18 protein-coding genes are annotated in these 20591 nt (G+C 41.1%); 12 read left to right on the forward strand and 6 right to left on the reverse strand.

The window, feature by feature from the left end; genetic code table 11:
- Positions 1-189 precede the first annotated feature (189 nt).
- Positions 190-1611: an EAL domain-containing protein gene (locus tag ACMUMQ_RS05760; protein ID WP_414681053.1), complete on the forward strand. Its 1422-nt coding sequence runs from the start codon at positions 190-192 to the stop codon at positions 1609-1611.
- A gap of 13 nt (positions 1612-1624) precedes the next feature.
- On the opposite strand, the gene yegD is transcribed toward ACMUMQ_RS05760, so the two are convergent.
- A complete protein-coding gene (gene yegD / locus ACMUMQ_RS05765; protein WP_414681054.1) occupies positions 1625-2989 on the reverse strand; it encodes a molecular chaperone in 1365 nt (454 codons plus the stop codon).
- A 246-nt stretch (positions 2990-3235) separates the two neighbouring features.
- Here yegD and ACMUMQ_RS05770 point away from each other — a divergent pair, with 246 nt between their 5' ends.
- Both ACMUMQ_RS05770 and ACMUMQ_RS05775 read left to right on the forward strand, forming a co-directional pair.
- Positions 3236-5101, forward strand: a complete 1866-nt coding sequence (locus ACMUMQ_RS05770; protein WP_414681055.1) for a DUF294 nucleotidyltransferase-like domain-containing protein — start codon at positions 3236-3238, stop codon at positions 5099-5101.
- Between the two features lie 5 nt (positions 5102-5106).
- Positions 5107-5823, forward strand: coding sequence for a 3'-5' exonuclease (locus ACMUMQ_RS05775; protein ID WP_414681056.1), 717 nt, complete (start codon positions 5107-5109; stop codon positions 5821-5823).
- Positions 5824-5899: 76 nt separating this feature from the next.
- Here ACMUMQ_RS05775 and ACMUMQ_RS05780 read toward each other — a convergent pair whose 3' ends face one another.
- The 3 genes from ACMUMQ_RS05780 to ACMUMQ_RS05790 form a co-directional block, all read right to left on the reverse strand.
- Positions 5900-6235, reverse strand: a complete 336-nt coding sequence (locus ACMUMQ_RS05780) for a zinc ribbon domain-containing protein YjdM (RefSeq protein WP_414681057.1) — start codon at positions 6233-6235, stop codon at positions 5900-5902.
- Between the two features lie 46 nt (positions 6236-6281).
- Positions 6282-6860, reverse strand: a complete 579-nt coding sequence (locus ACMUMQ_RS05785; RefSeq protein WP_414681058.1) for an NnrU family protein — start codon at positions 6858-6860, stop codon at positions 6282-6284.
- Between the two features lie 165 nt (positions 6861-7025).
- Positions 7026-7955: a LysR family transcriptional regulator gene (locus tag ACMUMQ_RS05790; protein ID WP_414681059.1), complete on the reverse strand. Its 930-nt coding sequence runs from the start codon at positions 7953-7955 to the stop codon at positions 7026-7028.
- Positions 7956-8369: 414 nt separating this feature from the next.
- Here ACMUMQ_RS05790 and ACMUMQ_RS05795 point away from each other — a divergent pair, with 414 nt between their 5' ends.
- The 4 genes from ACMUMQ_RS05795 (at position 8370) to ACMUMQ_RS05810 (ending at position 12147) form a co-directional block, all read left to right on the forward strand.
- On the forward strand, positions 8370-9350 hold the full coding sequence (locus ACMUMQ_RS05795; RefSeq protein WP_414681060.1) for a TRAP transporter substrate-binding protein: 981 nt from the start codon (positions 8370-8372) through the stop codon (positions 9348-9350).
- An 81-nt stretch (positions 9351-9431) separates the two neighbouring features.
- A complete protein-coding gene (locus tag ACMUMQ_RS05800) occupies positions 9432-9929 on the forward strand; it encodes a TRAP transporter small permease (RefSeq protein ID WP_414681061.1) in 498 nt (165 codons plus the stop codon).
- A gap of 38 nt (positions 9930-9967) precedes the next feature.
- A complete protein-coding gene (locus tag ACMUMQ_RS05805) occupies positions 9968-11242 on the forward strand; it encodes a TRAP transporter large permease (protein WP_414681062.1) in 1275 nt (424 codons plus the stop codon).
- Between the two features lie 68 nt (positions 11243-11310).
- Complete coding sequence (locus ACMUMQ_RS05810; protein ID WP_414681063.1) at positions 11311-12147, forward strand: aspartate dehydrogenase; 837 nt, start codon at positions 11311-11313, stop codon at positions 12145-12147.
- 106 nt (positions 12148-12253) lie between these two features.
- Here ACMUMQ_RS05810 and ACMUMQ_RS05815 read toward each other — a convergent pair whose 3' ends face one another.
- The gene (locus ACMUMQ_RS05815; protein ID WP_414681064.1) at positions 12254-13165 is read right to left on the reverse strand and encodes a LysR family transcriptional regulator; all 912 of its coding nucleotides are present in this window, start codon (positions 13163-13165) and stop codon (positions 12254-12256) included.
- Positions 13166-13355: 190 nt separating this feature from the next.
- Here ACMUMQ_RS05815 and ACMUMQ_RS05820 point away from each other — a divergent pair, with 190 nt between their 5' ends.
- The 4 genes from ACMUMQ_RS05820 (at position 13356) to ACMUMQ_RS05835 (ending at position 15398) form a co-directional block, all read left to right on the forward strand.
- Complete coding sequence (locus tag ACMUMQ_RS05820; protein WP_414681065.1) at positions 13356-13793, forward strand: DoxX family protein; 438 nt, start codon at positions 13356-13358, stop codon at positions 13791-13793.
- Between the two features lie 64 nt (positions 13794-13857).
- The gene (locus ACMUMQ_RS05825) at positions 13858-14661 is read left to right on the forward strand and encodes a DODA-type extradiol aromatic ring-opening family dioxygenase (protein ID WP_414681066.1); all 804 of its coding nucleotides are present in this window, start codon (positions 13858-13860) and stop codon (positions 14659-14661) included.
- A gap of 191 nt (positions 14662-14852) precedes the next feature.
- Complete coding sequence (locus ACMUMQ_RS05830) at positions 14853-15095, forward strand: type II toxin-antitoxin system Phd/YefM family antitoxin (RefSeq protein ID WP_414681067.1); 243 nt, start codon at positions 14853-14855, stop codon at positions 15093-15095.
- A 6-nt stretch (positions 15096-15101) separates the two neighbouring features.
- On the forward strand, positions 15102-15398 hold the full coding sequence (locus tag ACMUMQ_RS05835; RefSeq protein WP_414681068.1) for a type II toxin-antitoxin system RelE/ParE family toxin: 297 nt from the start codon (positions 15102-15104) through the stop codon (positions 15396-15398).
- 96 nt (positions 15399-15494) lie between these two features.
- Here ACMUMQ_RS05835 and ACMUMQ_RS05840 read toward each other — a convergent pair whose 3' ends face one another.
- A complete protein-coding gene (locus ACMUMQ_RS05840) occupies positions 15495-17960 on the reverse strand; it encodes a hypothetical protein (protein ID WP_414681069.1) in 2466 nt (821 codons plus the stop codon).
- Positions 17961-18684: 724 nt separating this feature from the next.
- Here ACMUMQ_RS05840 and ACMUMQ_RS05845 point away from each other — a divergent pair.
- On the forward strand, positions 18685-20577 hold the full coding sequence (locus tag ACMUMQ_RS05845; protein WP_414681070.1) for a methyl-accepting chemotaxis protein: 1893 nt from the start codon (positions 18685-18687) through the stop codon (positions 20575-20577).
- Positions 20578-20591 lie beyond the last annotated feature (14 nt).

The raw sequence follows: 20591 nt of genomic DNA on the forward strand, positions 1-20591 counted from the left end.
GGCATTTAAGCAATTCAATCTGCACACTTATGAACCTAATTGCGATTGAGTCCTATTGCTTAAAATTAAGCGGTTAAAAGATGTAAAAAATTGAAACTCTCGAAAAATTTACATTTCATTAGAACGACAAAAGCGATATTGTTTTGTATTAAGACAAATCAATAAGCTATTTATCTTATGGAAGCGATAATGCCTTTGAAAAGAGTGAAAATCCTCATCATAAGCCTAGTTTGCGCTTTAATGCTGTCGCTATTGCTCGGAGAAGCTGAAAGCAGACGGTTGTCATCAAACGAATCCAGTTTGGTAATGGCAAAGAATCAAAAGCAGATCGACTTCCTAGAAAACCTTTTCCAATCCATTACTCTCACCCTTAATAAAACAGCAACACTCTACAATGGAGCCTGTTCAGACAATTTAAAGATGTTCATGAGAAAGTCTATTTTCAATATTGATGGTGTCATAGAGCTGGGCATTATTCAGAGCGAAGGTAGCCAAGGTATGTTGATGTGCAACTCTTGGGGAAATGACAGTTTTAAAATGAAAAAACCAAAGAGCCATGATGGATTCTTGTTTTCTGGCCCTCACACTTCAAACATGTACGATGAGAAAATATTTGTCATCAAAAAAACGGTGGACGATTATGAGTTCAACGCTTTAATCAAACAACCATCGACCAAAAACCTGTTACAGAGTGTCAAACTCTCAACTGCTTCTAATAACTTGTCATTAGGGCCAATGGAGAAAGAAACGCCTTCCAATTTCATTTCTAATCTTTCCTATGTTTATCAATACAAAGCGGTAGTGAATACTTCTGGCTTATTTTACGCTTCGACCTTTCTTCTTTCCTTTGCGCTCTTTCAATTACTGATTATCCCCTATTTGATATTTACTTTTGATAAATCCAATCTCAAAAGAAGAATCATGCAAGGAGATTTCTTTAATGTGTATCAACCCATCATAGACGCCAGCAACGGTGAGATTTTTTCCTATGAAATTTTCACCAGAGCAAAAGGCCATGATAATGCCCTCAGCATTATAAAAAGCATAAAGCACTATAACCTTTATGTTGAGCACACGTTACGACAACTGGATAAACTGGAAGAAGAAAAAGCACAATTGGGTTGTCAAAACTTCCAAGTCAACTTGTCAGCCAAGCACCTTACAGACAAAAAGATCATCAATTATTTATCTAAAATTGCGACCGCTTCTAGAAGAGAAATCATCATTGAAATCACCGAAGATGAAGACCTTTTCAAACATCGCCTTAAAGTGAAAGAAGCCATGCGAAAGCTTAGAGAACTAGAATATCGCTTTGCACTCGATGACTTTGGCGCGGGCTTTTCAAATTTCTCTTATATTTTCGAGTTTGAGTTTGACTTCATCAAAATTGACAAGAGCGTATTGAAGTTTGAAAACACAGAGTTTTTCTTATCCTTAGTAAGAGTCTTCAACACCTTAAAAATGCCTTGCATCATAGAGGGTGTAGAAGACGACGCAGATAAGAAAAAACTGGACTTGATCGACATCAAATACCATCAGGGTTGGTTATACGGAAAGCCAGAAAAAGCACCGCAAGATAACCAAAACCCTGATTCAAAAGACGCTAACTAAAAAGATCTTCAATTTACCTAAAAATTCTATCAGACCAAACCGTTAAGCCAGCAGCAACACTGCCAAAGTGATCGCCATCCAAAACAGGCACATCACCAATGCGTTTTTGTATCGCATCACGAATAACAGGAGACTTAGCCGAACCACCTGTCATGTAAATCAAATCAGGTTGTTCGCCCGCTTGCTCAATCGCCGATGTCATTAACTTCAACATCTTTTCAAGCGGTGGCTCAATCGAAGCTGCTAGTCCGCCTCGACTAATCTCTTGCGCTAATTCTGATTCAATGTAGTCCATCAACACCTTATGATTCATGGTATCTGACAAAGCAATCTTGGCTTCTTCGGCGTTTCGCACAATATGATAATTGTGTTTTTCTTCTCGCATCAGCAGAAAACGCTCAATCAACTTAGGCTGTGCCGCATCTAAACGCAGCTGCTCAATTTGATGCTTTGTATCCATGCTGTTGAATGTAGCAATGGCGGATACATCGTTGGTTGTTACCGCATTCCAATAAAGCTGTGTCGGCATTGGCAAACCGTTTTTCAGCAAAGAATCCATGCCAAACAAAGGCATAAGGTGTTTACCCGCGATACGAATATCCAAGTCATTACCGCCCACACGTTCACCCGTATGTCCTAAGAAATCCGCATATCTGTCTTCTTTATTAAGATATTCCGGCCCCATTCTGACCATGGCACAGTCGGTTGTACCACCACCAATATCCACGACCAAAACCGTTTTATTCTCTTCTAGCTTGGTTTCAAAATCCAAACCCGCGGCGATAGGTTCATACAGAAACTCTATTTCCTTGAAGCCCGCTCGCTTTCCTGCGGCGGTCAGTATTTCTAATGCTTGTCGGTTACTGGCTTCGGAGTCGATGCCTTGGAAGTTCACCGGACGGCCAATCACAGTGTGAGTCACCTCATCGCCAAGATGCTTTTCTGCCCTTTGTTTGATGTTTTGCATCATGGCTGCAACAACATCTTCAAAGAAGTTAATGTGTTCAGTGCGCAATCCAGTTGCACCTAAAAAAGACTTAGGTGACTTTACGAAATAACCGTCTTCTGGCCATTCAAAATATTCTTCAAACGCTGCTCGACCAAAAAACAAGGTTTGATCACTGTCACTGATGTCTTCTTCACGACGTGCTCTTTGGGCACGAGCAAGAGCCGATTGGCGAGATGAAACAAAGGCTTGTCGAGCGCTTTGTTCCTGCATATTTCGGCCTACAAATTCCGTGATCAAATCACGGTCTAGCGCATACAAGGTAGAAGGTAAAAATGTGTGTTGCCCTTCTAAAGGCACGAGTTTAATTGCCGCGTCTTGAGATAACCCCAACGCACAATTAGATGTTCCATAATCGAAACCGCAGATCATTCTATTTTTACCTATTATTCAATTCGGATAATACAAGCAACCATCTTCCACATTCTTGATTAAAAGGAGCATAAAAATGGCGCTAAAAAGAACCCAATATAATAACAGGAAAATGGAAACACAGGATGAGGAAATGAACGCAAACTGTAACAATCATTTAGATGATGATTCTGCCATTTAGGTATAGTATATATCATCATACAAATAACATTATGGTCTCGAAATGGCCGTCATCTGGTGCCTTTTATGATTCAATCTCTACTGCCTAATATCCTTGAATTCATACACAACATAGATCCATTCGATAAATTACCTCCTGAATTACAAATGAAAATCGCAGGCTCTGTAAGCATTAGCTACTTGAGCCGTGGTGAAAAAATCGATTTCTACCCAGGTGACCCAAAGCGTTATTTATACATTATTCGTACTGGCGTTATGGAGCAGCGAAAACCAAATGGCGTATTACGAGCAAAGCTTGGCCCACAGGATTTATTCGGTTTTACCTTCTTAGATGATCATGCCGACGGCGAAGAAAGCTACAGCGCAATTGCCGCTGAATCGACTCTGCTCTACTTGATTCCCCATGAAGCACTGCAAAAGCTATTGGAAGAACACCCAGAATACGCAGAACACTTTGCATCACAAGCACAAATACGGATTCAAAATGCGCTTAACGTTGTCTGGTCCGACAACGACAAAGGCTTGTTTGTAAAAAAAGTCTCTGAAATCTCCACTACGTTTCCAGCCGTTGTGACATCTGACATGACGATTCAGGAAGTTGCCCATGAAATGCGTAACGTAGTGAGAACCTCCACAGCAGTCATCAAGAATAAAGGTCGAATTGTCGGTGTTATCACAGACCGAGATTTAACAAAACGAGTGATTGCCGAAGGCGTCAGCATTGATCGCCCTATTAGCGACGTAATGACAAAATCCCCGCTGACTGTTGGCCCAAATGACTTAGTGCTCACGGCGGCGTCTTTGATGATGCAAAACAACATTCGTAGTCTTCCGGTTGTCAGCGGTCACAAGGTTCACGGTTTGATAACACCTTTTGATATGGTGCAAAAAAACCGCGTTCAAGCGATCTTCCTTATCGACACAATGAAGCGCACCAAAACCATTGAGAAACTGGCAGAACTGACGTCTGAGCGCCAAGCTATTTTTGAAGCCTTGGTCGAAGGTAAAGTACGTTCAGAAATTATCGGTCAGGTTATGGCGATGATTTACGACGCTTACAACCGTCGCATTCTACAAATTGCAGAAGAAAAATTTGGCCCAGCACCCTGCAAATATTCTTGGATTGTCGCAGGCTCCCATGCTCGAAATGAAATCCATATTTCGTCCGACCAAGACAACGCTTTGATTATCGAAGACTCCGCTACAGAAGAAGACTTAGAGTACTTCAGAGAAATGGCAGATTTTGTGTGTCAGTCTCTCGCAAAATGCGGCTTTACCCTGTGTTCTGGGAACTTTATGGCATCTAATCCAAAATGGATGCAAAAGCTCAGTGTTTGGAAAAAATACTATCAGGAATGGATTACAACGCCAGACCACAACACTTTATTGAACGCCAGCGTATTTCTGGAAACTCGCAGTATTTATGGTGAACCATCATTTTGTGAGACTCTTCACCAACACCTTCATAAACTCATTAGTCAAAACAAAAATTTCTTGAGCATTCTCATTAACGATGCAACGTCTGTGTCTCCACCTTTAGGTATTTTCAACAATTTGGTGTTGGAAAAAGGCGGTGAGAACAGTAACACACTCAACATCAAGAAATACGCCATTACCTTGGTGGTGGATTTGGCGAGGATTTACGGCATTTCCGTAGGCTGCACCTCAACCAATACAGAAGAGCGATTCCGCTTCGCTCATAAAAAGAAGGTCCTCAGCGAAGATGCGTTGAAAAACATCATTGGTACTTATCGCTTTATTTGTCAGCTACGTTTCACACACCAATTTGAAGCACTAAAAAATGGCGATGAACCAAACAGCAATATCGACCCTCAATCATTTGGTAGCTTTGAACGCACACACTTAAAAGACGCGTTCCGCATTATTTCTAACCTGCAAGATGCAGCCAAACTTAAATTCAGTGGGGCTTAATTTTTGTGAAGAATTTATTCAATCGTTTTCACCCTATTCATCAGCTCGAAAAAAAGCGTGCGGCCTTAGTCGAAGAAGGTAAGCTGCCTAAACCCATTGCTGAGTTACTGAGCGAACCTTACCCTTTGCCAGAAACTAAGCTAAATGAGCTGGAGTTTTTAGTATTCGATTTAGAAACAACAGGATTAGACCCAAAAAAAGACCGTATTCTCAGTATCGGTCATTTGAAAATCCACAACATGCTGGTGGACATCAGCACGTCGGTTCACACCTACATCAAAGCGGAAAAATACGTTAAGCCAGAAGCAGCGGTGATCAACCATATCGTTCCTGAAATGCTCAGTGAAGGACAATTGTTTGATGAAGCCATGCACGATTTATTTCGTGCCATGAAGGGAAAAATCTTAATCGCTCACGGTACGGTTGTGGAAAAAAGCTTTATCGATGCTTATGTGAAACTGCGCTATGGATTGGATTCTTTACCGCTACTTTGGCTAGACACGCTCATCTTAGAAAAGTCTTTATTGCGGAACAAAAACGACACAGGCACTGGCGATTATCAGCTTGCTGCCGTTCGTGAGCGTCACAACTTACCGCCTTACTTAGCTCACAATGCGTTAGCGGATTCCATCGCGACAGGCGAACTCTTCTTGGTTCTAGTGAAGATAATCTACGGTAAATCCGTTCCTCTGCTGAGTAACGTCTACAAGCGAATTTACTGAGTAACATAAAAAATAAGGATTAAAGCCACTCAGACTTTAATCCTTATTTTTAACAGCACTGGATTCTTTATTAGGCTTACGCTTTCTTCACATACTTAGCTGTGATCATCATGTCGCCTGCACCATCTAGCTTACAATCCAACTGATGATCTTTCTTATCGTGAATTCTCTTGATCACGGCTTTGGTGCCTATTTTTAAACCTTGAGAACTGCCTTTTACTTTTAAGTCTTTAATCAGCGTAACCTTGTCCCCTTCGGCTAACAAAGCGCCGTTAGCGTCTTGAACTTTAACAACTTCCTCTTCTGCCAACGCAACAGGGTTCCATTCAAAGCCACATTCAGGGCAAACTAAAAGCTCTTGATCTTGATAAACGTATTCAGATTGGCAGCTCATACAAGGCGGTAAAGACATAATCACACTCTATCTAACAATATATTCTTTAATTAACAAATCGCATTTAGTGGAAAGGCGCAACGCCAATCACAGCTTCATGAAGGAAAATAACAATAGTAAACCAAGAAGCAACGGAAAAAGTCAGCGCAATAAGGTCGAATCGAAGGCTAGCTTCTTCTATTTTTATCCCAGCTTTACGATCACGACGACGGAAAACCGCGTAACTTGCAATCGCCCACACCAAGAAACTACCAAATAACAACACATCCGCTAAATTACCGTTGCTCAACAAATGCGCAAACGCCCAAACTTTAACAGCAAGGTAAATTGGATAACCTGTTACCTTTTTCATCATGGTTTTCGGGACGATGGAAGCAAACAATAAAAACAACGCCACCAGCATCAACAAGCTCGTAACGTGCGCCATGTGTACTGGCGGAAACCACAACCAAACGGGCGCTAAACGAGCCTGACCATAACCCATAGCAATAAAACCAAGAGACAATAAAGACAACATGCCAAAGCGCAATCGCCAACTCATCAGACCCGCTTTCGTCACGGCCATTTTTCGCCAATCAGGAATAAACAAACGAACACTATGTACTGCAAAAAATATCACTAACCCAACTATTAAAATCAACATACAAGGATGTTCCTTAAATCTTATAAAACAGATAAAACTGAGGCGCTCACTAAAACAAAAACAGCCAACACAATCAATGCATTGGCTATCAATATCCTTATAAATAACATGGTTAAGCGATTTATCGCCACTCGAATGCTTCCGCTCATCACAGAAGGCTTGTCGTCACTCTCTTTCTGACAGCACCTTTCGGTCAATAAAGCGGTATTTCTCTTCCGCACAAGCGTTCAAAATGAAATCCCAAGTCAGCTTTAAATCCTTAAACTGGTGCAAGTCTTTACTGGTGGATATCCACAATTCCCGATGCAATAAAAAGTCAGGCAGAACTGGCGACAAGACAGGATCACCATAAGCCACAAAGTGCGGCAAAATCCCAATACCCAAACCAGATCGAACCGCTTTGCGCTGAGTATGAATCGTTGTCGACTTATAAATAAACTGCAAATCTGGCGCGATTTCATTCTGATACTTCAACAAATCCGAAAACACTTGGTCTTCGATGTAACCAATAAAAGAGTGATTCTCAAGGTCAGACTGAGCCCTAATACTTTTATTCATCGACAAGTATTCAGTGGCCGCAAATAAGCCCAAGGTATAATCCGTGAGCTTTTTCTGAATGATATTTGAGCCTTTCTGCGGCCCGATTGTAATACTGATGTCCACTTCACCACTGGTAATCAAAGTGGCACCCGCCAATGAAATAAGCTCGATATCAATGTCTTTGCCTTTCACCCACATTGGCAGCCGGTCAGACAAATAATAATTACTAAAACCTTCTGTCACACCAATGCGAATTTTCGAGCGAATTTCTTTACCGCTACGATAGTTCTCATTCGCCAAACGTAAAGTACGCTCACACTTTTCCGCATAAGGAATTAAATTCTCCCCTGCTTTCGTTAAATGGAACCCTTTGCTGTTCTGATAAAACAGTCGAGTATCGATGGCCTTTTCTAATTGCTCAATACGATTTGCAATGGTGACATGAGTACAACCAAGCTTAGTTGCCGCCAAAGACAAGCGCCCATATCGCCACAGTGCTAAAAAATATTTTAGATCGTTCCAATTAATTTCCAGTAAATCTAAATTTTCATTCACGATTCGTTCCCCACAAAAAACGAAAAACACGATGCCATGACAGATCAATCACCCTCTAACGCACTCGCACGAAGCACATTTTTGGTGCAACAATGTCTTAACAAACAAGCCAAGCTGTAAATTTTATTTCATAAAACAAGCATTAGCCTATAGTTTAGAGCAAAAACCAACCTATCTAAAATAGGGCAAAGCCTTTAAAAAGGCACAAAACAGGTGCACTCACTTTAATTACTCAAAACCATCCTATAAAAAGGCTTTTATCAGGCCAACTCTATTGTAATTTTTTTTACAACCCATGTAATCAAAATGCTATTGTTTTTAAACCCTCGCAAGCCTAATTTTTAACTTCGACATAGAACCTCTGAGCATTCATCAGAATCTATACACAATCATATTTTTTGAAATAGGTAACTCATGATGAAAAAACCATTACTCACTACATTGGCACTATTACTAGGATCATCCGCTTTCGCAGCAGATTACAATTTCACGTTTGCTCACGTCCTAATCGACGAAACGCCTAACGGACAAGCTGCCTTAGCATTTGAAAAAGAGGTTGAAGAAAAGTCCGATGGTCGTATCAACATCAATGTCCTACCAGCCGCACAATTAGGTGGTGATGTAGAAATCATCGAACAGCTACAAATGAACTTGGTACAAATTGCTATTCCACCAACCGCAACACTGGGTAACTTTGAGCCAAGAGTACAAATTCTAGACTTACCTTTCCTATTACCTTCACAAGAATTAATGATGAAAGTCTTAGATGGCCCAGCAGGTCGTAAAATCCTAGACACGTTAGAAGGCCATGAAATGCATGCCGTAAACTTTTGGGGTGCAGGTTTCCGTCACATGACAAACAACGTTCGTCCAATTGAAACGCCAGAAGATCTTAAAGGCATCAAAATGAGAACGATGCAGTCGCCAATCCTTTTGAGTACTTACCGCAACTTTGATGCGAACCCAACAGCCATGGCTTACACCGAGGTTTATAACGGTCTACAGCAAAGCGTTATCGAAGGGCAAGAAAACCCTATCGCGAACATCACCAGTAAGAAGTTTTATGAAGTACAAAAGTACATGACGCTGACGTCTAACGCTTACCACGGTTACGCCGCTATTGTGAACAAACAAGCTTGGGATTCTTTGCCAGAAGATCTACAAGCCGTTATGACAACCGCCTTCAACAACGCCCGTGATCTGTCTCGTAAATTGACCAATGAATTAGAAGCTTCCGCTCTTGAGAACATCAAGAAATACACGAAAGTAACTGAATTAACAGATGAGCAAATGGCCGCTTTTGTTAAAGCCAGCCAACCTGTTCACGAAGAGTTCCGCGAAACCATCACATCCGACCTACTTGATGTTGTGTACGCTGAAATAGAGTCGAAATAATGACCAACGCTGCCTTGGCAATCTTAAGCAAGGCAGCGTATTCAGCCTTTCAAAGGCTAATAAATACGCACCGAGAAAAATATGTTCGAAAAAATTAATACCTATTTAGACACCATCGAAGGCTTTTTAATCGCCAGTATTCTTGCCACTGCATCGATACTTACGATTACCCAAGTTTTTTTCAGATATGTCCTGAATGACTCCATCTTTTGGGCAGAAGAAGCCATTCTTTATTTGATTATTACGATGAGCTTTCTGTGTACAAGTCTTGGTATTCGTAAAGGCTCTCACATCACAGTAGACGTTTTAAAGTCCTGTATTCCAAAGAGCTTAAAACCAACATTCAACCTAGTCGCAGCCATTTTAGGAATTATTTTCGCCGCTTCCCTTCTCTACTTTGGTGGCAGCTTATTTTTAACAACCTTAGCGCGTGGACAACTTTCTCCAGCGTTGCGAGTACCAATTGCAGCGATTTACGCCTTTATCCCAATTACAGCTTTGCTTCAGATGTTTCGTTATTCAGGAATCATCTATTCCGTATTTAAAAAAGTGCCTGAACAAAACCAGTCACAGAATTGATTTAAACATTTATCACGTACACCAAAGCCGAGGCTTTCATGATTACAATATTACTTCCGCTTTTTTTAATTCTGCTGTTACTTGGCTTGCCAATTTATGGCTCATTGGCTTTTTCCGTCATCGGCTCCATGGAATTGGCTGGCTCTATCAACCCAACCATCGTTCCGATGAGAATGTTCTCAGGCATCAACAACTTCTCATTAATGGCCATTCCTTTTTTCATCTTAGCGGCTGAATTAATGCGAGTTGGCGGCTTGTCTACTCGACTCATTAAACTGGCTCAAGTATTAATAGGTTGGGCGCCAGGTGGTCTGGCTTCTGCCGCTGTTTTGTCTTGCCTATTCTTTGGTTCTATTTCTGGCTCAAGCCCAGCAACCGTGGTTGCCATTGGCAGCATCATGTTTCCCGCTTTGGTTGAAGCAGGTTACAGCAAACGCTTTGCCATTGGACTACTAACAACCGCTGGTACTTTAGGGCCAATTGTTCCTCCTAGTATCGCTTTAATCATTTATGGTTCCGTCACCGCAACCAGTATTGGTCAGCTTTTCGCCGCAGGCATATTACCTGCTCTTTTGCTTGGCGGATTATTAATCATCTACTGCATGATTTATTCAAAAAAGAAGCAATACGCCAGAACGCCTTTTCCTACTTTCAAAGAAATCTCAGCGGCTTTTAAAGGCTCGGCTTGGGGCTTAGGACTTCCAGTCATTCTACTTGGCGGGATTTACAGCGGCATTTTCACTGCGACAGAATCCGCGGCAGTCGCTTGTCTTTATGGATTGTTTGTTGGCATGGTGATTTACAAACAAGTCAGTGCAAAAGACTTATGGGAAATACTGCAAAGCACAGGCTTAATTTCTGGCTCTTTATTGCTGATCACAGCCGGCGCGTCTGCTTTCTCATGGTTGCTAACTATTACAGGAACGCCATCAGCATTAGCCAATGCTGTGCTGTCTTTAAGCGATTCTTCTTTTGCGATTACCGCGTTGCTCAACCTTATCATGCTGATTGCAGGCTTCTTCCTTGATAGTGCTTCCGCGATCATCGTTTTAGCGCCATTAATGACGCCAATCGCTTCCCAAGTGGGAATTGACCCTGTGCATTTCGGGATTATCAATTTAGTGAACTACTCCGTTGGCATGATTACGCCACCCGTCGGACTGAACCTATTTGTTGCTGTCAGCATTTCTAAAATGGGACTTTTTGAAATATTCAAAGGCTGTATCCCTTTCCTACTCATCTTACTCGTCGGCCTCATGATCATTACTTATGTACCTTGGCTTAGCTTGGCAATCCCTAGCTACCTTTTTTAGCCGTCATCACATTTTAAACAGCACCTTATTCCACATGAGGTGCTCTTTACATCAACTCAAGGATTAAAATGAAATCACAAACTCGATTAAAAGTTGGCATTATTGGTTTAGGCGCAATTGGTGGTCATGTAGCTAATTGCATCGAAAAAGGTGAAGCAGGCAACGCGGAACTCGTTGCTTTAGTTTGCCGCGACAAAGAAAAGTACCTAACCATTAACAAGGATCAATCCAGTCATTTTAAATCATTAATCACAGATGATATCGAAACACTTTTTGCCGCAAAACCAGATATCGTTATTGAAGCCGCTGGCCAAGAATCTCTCAGCCAATACGGCATTGCCATACTGGAAAAAGGCATCGATCTTTTGGTATCAAGCATTGGGCTTTTCACCAACGACGACATACTCGCTGCCTTCACACAAACCGCAGAGCAATCTGGCGCGCAAATGTTATTGTCCGCAGGCGCATTACCCGCTTTGGATTGGATGTCTGCCTCTTCTTTATCTGAAGTAAGCAATGCCGCGATTACTCAAGAAAAACCTGTTATTTCTTGGAAAGGCACACGCGCTGAAGAATTAATCGATTTAGATTCTATTACTGAACCAACCTGCTTCTTTGAAGGAACGGCTCGCGAAGCCGCCAATATTTTCCCGAAAAGCAGCAACATCAGCGCCATGTTGGCCCTTGCTACCGTTGGACTCGACAATACAAAAGTCCGATTGGTCGCAGATCCTATCAGCCCAATCATGAACACGCTTATTGAATTTGATAGTGAAGTGGGTCAACTGCAACTGAACTGCCAAGGCATACCTTCTCCAGAAAACCCAAGCACCAGCACGGGTGTTCCCTTGTCTATCGTGAAATCCATACGCAATTTATCTTCGTCGATTCATTATGGAATTTAGCGTTTTATAGAAACGAATTTCCATAGACAGCAAACGAACTTCCGCAAAAACAAAGGCAGGCATTCGAAAATACATGAGCGAATGCCTGCCTTTCATCTAAAGTACATCAATAATCATCCCAATAAGGCGGATCGCCATAATAAGAGCCGATGAAATCAAGAAAGGCGCGAAGCTTCGGCGGCAGCAATTTACGGTGTGGGTAAACCGCATACAAGCCCATGGAATCCAAGGCGTAATCTTCCAAGATTGAAATCAGGCGGCCTTCTTTCAACGCCTTTCCCACAATAAACGTAGGCTGCAATATATAACCTTCTCCTGCGATGGCCGCCGTCATCAATATTTCGCCGTTATTCGCCACCAAACCAGATTGATTGTTCTGCGCGTGAGCCCGTAAAGTTTCCACTAATGGCTGCTCTGATGGCGCAAGGTTCATATAGCTGTAGCGCAGGAAATCCCCAGCGATCAAGTCATATGGATGATTTGGGTAACCGTTTTTCTCCAAATACGAAGGCGCGGCACACAAAGCCAGTTTGATCGGCGCGATTCTTTTGGCGATCAAAGAAGAATCCTTTAAATGACCAATTCTTAGTGCCACATCGACGCCTTCTTCGATCACGTCGACCTTGCGATCACTCAATTCCAAATGAACGCTAACCAAAGGAAACTGCTTTTTAAAATCCCGTATCAAGGGCGAAAGGTGAAGCGTGGAAAAAGACACAGGCGCACTAATGGAGAGCTGACCAGAAACCGTGCTTTGCAACTCACCAAAGTAACTGTCCATATCGTGAATGCTTTCTAAAATACTCACCGCATGCTGCAAACATTGCTCGCCTTCTTCCGTCAAATGAACACGCCGAGTGGTTCGGTTAAACAACCTCACGCCCAATTGCGCTTCAAACTGAGAAACGTACTTGCTCACTAATTGGTTCGAGAGCTGTAATTTTTCCGCCGCCTTGGTAAAGCTGCCCTCTTCTGCCACCGTGACAAACGCCTTCATTGTTTCAATACGATCCATCATGGCTCCCATTCTGCGTCTGAAATAGTCAATTTAATTGCAAACCCAATTACAAACAAAATGTTGATAATAATTCAACATATACTCAATTTATCAATTAAATCATAACCAATAATATACATCTCAATCAGATTGAGCCAGACACTCTGCTCCGTCTTTTCTTATTCGTGAACAACTTTAAAGGAGTCACCCAATGAACAAACAGAAGTTACTACAATCAAACGCAGGCTTAAGTGCTTTTATCCTAAGAATCCCCGTTGGTATAGTGTTAGCGGCACACGGCGCACAAAAACTCTTCGGTTGGTTTGGCGGTTATGGCCTAGAAGGAACAGGACAATGGATGGCAAGCATTGGACTTGAGCCGGGTTACTTTATGGCGTTATTAGCGGGCAGCGCAGAATTCTTTGGTGGCTTAGCATTGGTACTTGGTTTGCTGACTCGTCCAGCGGCCGCATTAAGCGCGTTTACCATGTTGGTTGCCATCTTTAGCGTTCACATTAGTCATGGGTTATTCATGTCGAACAATGGCTACGAATACGCACTGGTCTTGTTTGCAGCAACACTCGCCTTAGCGATTCAAGGCGCTGGCCGTTACTCTGTAGACAACGCACTTGTGAACAAAAATACATAAAAACGCATTCACATCATCTCTTCCCAGAACCAAGAAGAGATGATGTCACTAACTAGGAAGTAACATGACCTCGAATCGCAACATTGTTTACCTTTCCCATGGTGGCGGCCCAATGCCTTTGCTGAACGATCCAAGCCATGACGAGATGATCCAGACTCTGAAAACAATCGCCAAAGACGTTGGAAAACCAAGCGCCATCTTAGTAATAAGCGCCCATTGGGAAACCCAAATCCCTACCGTCACATCGGCGCGCTCTCCCGAATTAATCTACGATTATTACGGCTTTCCTGAAGAATCCTATCAAATACAATACCCATGCGCGGGCTCGCCTGAAATGGCACATGACATTCTAAACAGCTTACACAAACAAGGCATTGATGCCACGCAAGATGAACACCGTGGCTTCGACCATGGTTTGTTTGTGCCGCTTAAAATCATGTACCCAGACGCCGACATTCCATGTGTTCAGCTTTCATTGGCAAAAAGCCTCGATGCGGCATTACACATTCAAATCGGCGCAGCATTACAAACATTGGATTGGGACAATTTATTAATCATTGGTTCAGGCTTTTCATTTCACAATATGAAAGCGTTTTTCTCGAAAAACTCAAACCAAGCCGACGTGAAAAACATCGAATTTGATGATTGGCTAACCGCCACAATGGAAGGCAAAAACGTCTCTGAAGAAAACCGAAAACAGGCTCTGGTTAATTGGTCATCTGCGCCTTCGGCGAGATTTTGTCACCCTCGCGAAGAACACTTAATCCCGCTTCATGTATGCTATGGCGTAGCGAGTAAAGCCAGCGACCACACCTACAAAGCAAAGATACTAAACAAACAGGCTTCTATGTTTACTTGGCGGTGCTGAGGTTTTTTTATTTCAGAACTCTCACAATTCACGCCAAAACACTTAACTTTAAGCAAAAATACCAAGCGTAGAAAATCCCTCTTAAATTATTTTTTCGTTTACCTTTTGCACAAATCACACGATTTAATCGTATTGATCATTTCATGCGAATAACTATAATCTTATACTAGATCCATACTTGGAGATTGATCATGCACACATTAACTGCAAATGACGCTAAACGTAATTTTGGTGAGTTACTTCTTAACGCTCAACGTGAGCCAATTAAGATTAGCAAGAACAGTAAAGACGCCGTAGTTGTTATGTCTATTAAAGATTATGAAGAATTAGAAGCGATGAAAAGGGATTACCTTAAACATTGCTTCGAGTCTGCCAAGCAAGATTTAGCGCAAGGTAATGTCGTTGATGGTGAAGATTTTTTGAACGCCTTATAACCCATTATGCAGAAGAATAAATACAAGCTAAGTAAACAAGCTCAAGCCCATTTACAAAATATAAAAAGTTATACCCTTAACAACTTCTCCGAGTCTCAGTGGCAAAACTATAAAGAAGCGTTACTCAGCGGATTTCAGTTGCTAGCAGACAATCCAACAATTGGCCGTAGTTGTGATGACATTTACCCTAACGGGTTTTACTTTCCAGTCGCTAAACACACAGCCTATTTTACAAAAGAAGATGGCTTCATTTTGATTGTCGCTGTACTCAGTCATTCACAGTTTCCTCAGAATCACCTGTGATTAAGTTTGCTCTATGTGGGGATTTGGGTGATGGATTGGTGGGCTAACGCTTGGCTCAGGTGCGCCGTATGCGTCACCTGGAACCACTTGTTATACCTATTTTGCACCAGTAATAAGCATTTTTGTTCTTTTAGACCGTAGCGTACTTAGCCGTCGTCTAGTTAAATTTTGATAGCGCTGTATATCTTTTTTGTTTTTCGCATCGTATCCATTACTTCTGCTATTATTTTTCTCTGCTTGCTCTAATAGCTCAAGGCTGATTTCAAGAAACTCAATCTTTTTATCTATAATTTCTTCATCTTTCGCTTGGTAATATCTTGCTATCGCCTTTCTAAGAAGACAAAAAGAAAAGCTTCTTCCTGCCTTTCTAGCCTTATCAATATATTTATCTCCATCTGAGACATTTCCTAATCGATAATGAACAAGTGCGAGGCCAACGATTGCGTCACAATTGCTTCTATCAAGAGCTACTGCTTTCTCTGATATTTGCTTTGCATATTCGAAGTCGGTTGTTTTGTTCAATAATAACCAAGAAAACCTGTCATGTAGCGATGAGTTAACAGGATCATCTTCAATGGCTAATTCGTACATATCAATAGCATTACTGACATCACCTTTATCAACATATACCTTTGCAGCTTTGGCATACTCACTTCGGAATGCCTCAGCTACACGATCAGTCTTATACTCCTTGTCGATTTGCTCTCTCTCAGCCGCATAAGAATCAACAGAAGCAGCTACAGCTTTGAGTTTTTCTTTTTCAGATGGATCTAACTTTCCAAACTGTTGAAGGAAAAATCTTTGTGATAAATCTACAAGCTCTATAGTATATGTACGCCCATAATCTGTCAGAACTGCAAAGTGAGTTTCTTCAAGACCTCCTTGGAACTCGGTATGTTGTATACCGATTTCTTGACATGTTCTACTAATAGTATTTTGATCTAGCGGACTAGATAAGTGAATCAATGTCAGAAATACCTTTCTCTGAAGTTGGCTCATTCTTTGCCATGCATCTTCGTATAAGAACTCTAACAAATCTTCATTAGATTTTTTGAATACAGTGTCAATTGCGGCATCAATCCCAGAAGAACCACGAGCAACATATTTTACCAGAGCTTCTAAAAGAATTGGTTTATGCATCAGCTGAGCTGATACCTTTCGTAATTTGGCTTCTCCCGCCTGCTGAATAGGCCTTGCAGAAAACTCATCTGCAAGTCTTTTCATTAGGTTAACACCCTCAATTTCGGAAAGACCCTCAATAACTATTGGGGTGGCTTCAATGAACTCTCTTCTTCTTGATGTAATGATTACCCGTCCAATTAATTTTCCAACTGTTTTGAAGAAGGCACCTAGGTCTTTCACTTCTTGAGTGCTTGTTGCAAGGGTCTCTGTATTATCGATTATTAAGAGGACATCGTCGCGTGTAAGTTTGTTAGCGCGTAAAACACCAACTGTTTTATCAACTAACTGGCGTCCTGAGACGCTGTACCATTCATGCCCCAAAACTGGTTCGAAACATCTAACTAACTCTCTTAAGCATTCATCCATTACTGGTAGTATTCCAGTTAAATGAACTAACCCTTCATCAGTCCACCTAGTCATTTTAGCAGTGTGGTAGCTAATTATAGTGGGCAGAGGCTCGTTAAAGTCATACTGGCTTTCTAAAAAAAGATTCAACATTTCAAGAACCAAAGTAGTTTTCCCATAACCACCATCGCCATATACTAAACAGTACCTAGAATCTTCGTCATCAATCCATTCTTGAATTTGCTTTAATTCTACTTTCCTTCCTTCAAATGTGTCCGTTTGTCGAGTGGGTATATTGTGGAAAAAAGAATAACTTTTATTGTTAGAAATAATATCAGCTAGGTCGTATTCGCTAATTGGTTTTATTCCTCCAGTATTGAATACATTGTCTTCCTCAAGAGTAATTGTGAATTCATTTGCATTCTCTAAAGAAAGTAGCTGCCCCTTTAGTTTCCACGTTCCTTTTCTTGCAATAATACTTAAAACGACAATTGCACTATTGTTGACATACACTGGGGCTTTTATTTGAACCCCTTCAAATTTATTAAGAGGTAACACCCCTCCAACGCTGGTAAGAGCCGGCAGTATATCTGCAAATACAGTTAGGCAATCTTTGATTAGGTTTTCTGTTTTCGTTGACCACTCGTTTGTAATTTTCGAATCCAATACACCATGACCAGGTCTTTTATTTCTAAACTCTACCCATTGTGTTAATTGTTTAGATAAAGGTGTTTCTATATTATTTGTTATTTCAAACCACCCATGCAAATAATTTTTTGCTACAAAGCCTCTAATAATCGGGGCGAGTGTATCTAGAATTTGTAGTGGTATCCCATCTGATGGCTTACAAAAACGGTTGGTTAATGCGGGTAAATCAACTTCATCGCTGGGTGTTAAATTTTTGGTAATTTCAAATGAAGATATAACTGCTGTTTGCAGCAATGACCTTAAAACTGATGTTAAATAGGTTAACTTTTCAGAATGATTTTGTATCTTATCTGCTGTATCTAAATGGTTTTGATAAATATCTTTCATGAAACTGATTTTTAGTCCTAAAGAATAGAATGCTATCGTATATGTCGAATAAGAAGCATAACACTTTATTAATGCGCATGCGCGTTTACACATCTTAAAAACTATCTAAATATCTCTACAAAAAACTGAATTTTCAGTGTTTTATAAATCTATTCACAAAATTAAAAACTGGTAAAACAAGCTTGCGCTAGATTGAAAGGAATAAAAAAAGGGATTTGTCGAAGGTAAAGCATCCGTCATTCTCTGTATTTCTATTCCGTTATGAGGTTAATGTAGCGCGAGTTGATTGGTATTGCCACAGAGTATTTTGATAACTCGGGTCAAAGCCCTTTTCAATTCAGTTTTTCATACATTAATCGTTTTGTGGTTAGAAAAGGGGTTCAACCCTTGAGATGAAGACTACGTTCTCAGCATCAGATTACGGTCGTTCCGACCTTTATCGTGACCTACTTTTTTGGTTAGTTTATTAAAGTTTCTTTATATATCAACCACATAAATCCTTCTGTTTTTCTCTTTTAAAATTAAGTGAAAATATCCGTAATATTTTTTGCAGAGTGCTGTGTATAGCCCTATATTTAGAGCGCTGCCAGATGTTTAAAACTAATAAATCACTTATGTTTATTTATTTTATTTTTCTGTTAGAATCGCCCAATCTGACCAGTAGGTCAGCATATAAGCTTCCCCTAAATTAGCCATTTAGTCATCTCAAAAAGGTCCAAATAAAGTGTCTTTAAAACTGCGTCTTATCTATGCGTTTGTCATAGTGGTGTTGGTAACAACCATTTCTATGGGTTTGTTAAGTTTCTATCAAGCTAGATCCGTTATGTTAGAACGGACAACTACGACAGAACTGCCAGCTCAACTTACTCAAGTAAAAAACGAAGTTGAGAACCAAATCGAAACATTGGCTGTGAATGCTGAAATATTGGCAAACAACCCAATTATTTTGGATTGGGCACGAAATGGCTATCCTGAGTCTGGCGAGAAAAATCTTGTTGAATTATTAAACAATATTAAAAATCGCTTAGGGCTAGATGCTGCTTCTTGGGCAGACAGAGAAACGGCTAAATACTGGAACCAAGATGGCTTTTTGCGTGTCATGCAGCCAGGTCGCGATACATGGTTCTACGATTTCGTGGCGTCTTCTGATACTAAGAATGTCAGTGTATACCGCAGTAAAACCAGCGGTGAAGTACGATTATTTGTGAACTACCAAAATACGAGCGGTCGTGGATTAGCTGGTTTTGGTATGGATTTAGATAAGATGACGAATTATCTAAATAACTTCTCTTTTAATGGCAGCGGCTTTGTTTATTTAATCGACCAAGACGGCACATTAAAAATCCACAGAAATGAAAAGCTGTTGGAAACAACTAAAGTTGTAGATCTGTACGGTAAAAAAGTCAGCGACACGTTATTAAAGCGAGATGGCTTAAATATCGTTATGGCGGAAAATTCTGTTTTAGCCAGTCAGTACATTCCATCTATGGGCTGGATCTTGGTAGCAGAAATTCCTAATGAAGCCATATTTGGTGGTGTTTCATCAATGGGACACTCTCTGCTAATAATGGGTATTTTGCTAAGCATCATTACCATTGTTGCGGCTTTCCTTATTGGCTCAAGATTAGTTAAACAGTTAAGCGTGGTTGCCAACAACCTTAAAGAAATTGGTGAAGGTGAAGGAGATTTGAACCAACGCTTGGACGATGAAGGTCCAGTAGAGTTGGCGAATATCGGTAACGGCTTTAATAAGTTTGTTAGCATTATTCATAACTTGGTGAAACAAGTTAGCCAGACTAGCCGACAATTAAGCGATGCTTCTGGTCAAATGCTGAATTCAGCTGACGATATGTTAAACGATGCGAGACAGCAAAGTGAACGTACTTCTATGGTTGCCTCTGCTATCCATGAAGTTGAAGCGTCGGTAAGAGAAGTTTCTGCAAACGCTGCGGATGCAGCCAATACAGCAAATGAAGTCGAGCGTGAAGTAAAAGAAGGCTTGAGCGTGGTGTCTACTGCGAAAAACACAGTAGAAAACTTAGCAGAAGAAAGTAAGAAAACCGCGAAGATCATCGAAGAATTGGCGAAAAACTCAGAGCAAATCGGCGGTATTCTAGAAGTCATTCGCAATATCTCTGAACAAACAAACTTGCTTGCATTGAACGCGGCTATTGAGTCTGCGCGAGCAGGTGAACAAGGTCGTGGGTTTGCGGTAGTTGCTGATGAAGTTCGTAATCTTGCGAAGCGTACGGCTCAATCAACAGATGAAATTCAAGTGATGATTGACCAACTGCAAGCCGAGTCTCGCAAGGCCTTAACCGCGTCTCAATCTGGTCAAGAAATTGCGGGCGAAGGTGTTGGTTCTATGAAGATTGCAGAACAATCTCTGAACAGCATTTCTTTGCAAGTTAACGCTATGAACAAAACAAACCAGCAAGTTGCCTTGGCGACCGAGCAGCAATTGCTGGCAATTGAAGATGTTGCGAAAAACGTAACAGGCATTCAAAACGCGGTAGAAACCAGTGTGACAACCGCGAACAATTTATCTGGCAACAGCAAAATATTGAGCAGCTTATCCTCTACGTTGGATAAACTCGTTGCTGGCTTTAAAATCTAAAGTCACTAAGTAAA

This window comes from Marinomonas algae (genome assembly GCF_047525555.1).
Lineage (GTDB): Bacteria > Pseudomonadota > Gammaproteobacteria > Pseudomonadales > Marinomonadaceae > Marinomonas.

What these genes read in the sequence shown, in the direction of transcription:
- ACMUMQ_RS05760 (WP_414681053.1), top strand. Translation starts at nt 190, where the DNA reads ATGCCTTTGAAAAGAGTGAAAATCCTCATCATAAGCCTAGTTTGCGCT.
- yegD (WP_414681054.1), bottom strand. Translation starts at nt 2,989, where the DNA reads ATGATCTGCGGTTTCGATTATGGAACATCTAATTGTGCGTTGGGGTTA.
- ACMUMQ_RS05770 (WP_414681055.1), top strand. Translation starts at nt 3,236, where the DNA reads ATGATTCAATCTCTACTGCCTAATATCCTTGAATTCATACACAACATA.
- ACMUMQ_RS05780 (WP_414681057.1), bottom strand. Translation starts at nt 6,235, where the DNA reads ATGTCTTTACCGCCTTGTATGAGCTGCCAATCTGAATACGTTTATCAA.
- ACMUMQ_RS05785 (WP_414681058.1), bottom strand. Translation starts at nt 6,860, where the DNA reads ATGTTGATTTTAATAGTTGGGTTAGTGATATTTTTTGCAGTACATAGT.
- ACMUMQ_RS05795 (WP_414681060.1), top strand. Translation starts at nt 8,370, where the DNA reads ATGATGAAAAAACCATTACTCACTACATTGGCACTATTACTAGGATCA.
- ACMUMQ_RS05800 (WP_414681061.1), top strand. Translation starts at nt 9,432, where the DNA reads ATGTTCGAAAAAATTAATACCTATTTAGACACCATCGAAGGCTTTTTA.
- ACMUMQ_RS05805 (WP_414681062.1), top strand. Translation starts at nt 9,968, where the DNA reads ATGATTACAATATTACTTCCGCTTTTTTTAATTCTGCTGTTACTTGGC.
- ACMUMQ_RS05810 (WP_414681063.1), top strand. Translation starts at nt 11,311, where the DNA reads ATGAAATCACAAACTCGATTAAAAGTTGGCATTATTGGTTTAGGCGCA.
- ACMUMQ_RS05815 (WP_414681064.1), bottom strand. Translation starts at nt 13,165, where the DNA reads ATGATGGATCGTATTGAAACAATGAAGGCGTTTGTCACGGTGGCAGAA.
- ACMUMQ_RS05820 (WP_414681065.1), top strand. Translation starts at nt 13,356, where the DNA reads ATGAACAAACAGAAGTTACTACAATCAAACGCAGGCTTAAGTGCTTTT.
- ACMUMQ_RS05825 (WP_414681066.1), top strand. Translation starts at nt 13,858, where the DNA reads ATGACCTCGAATCGCAACATTGTTTACCTTTCCCATGGTGGCGGCCCA.
- ACMUMQ_RS05830 (WP_414681067.1), top strand. Translation starts at nt 14,853, where the DNA reads ATGCACACATTAACTGCAAATGACGCTAAACGTAATTTTGGTGAGTTA.
- ACMUMQ_RS05835 (WP_414681068.1), top strand. Translation starts at nt 15,102, where the DNA reads ATGCAGAAGAATAAATACAAGCTAAGTAAACAAGCTCAAGCCCATTTA.
- ACMUMQ_RS05840 (WP_414681069.1), bottom strand. Translation starts at nt 17,960, where the DNA reads ATGAAAGATATTTATCAAAACCATTTAGATACAGCAGATAAGATACAA.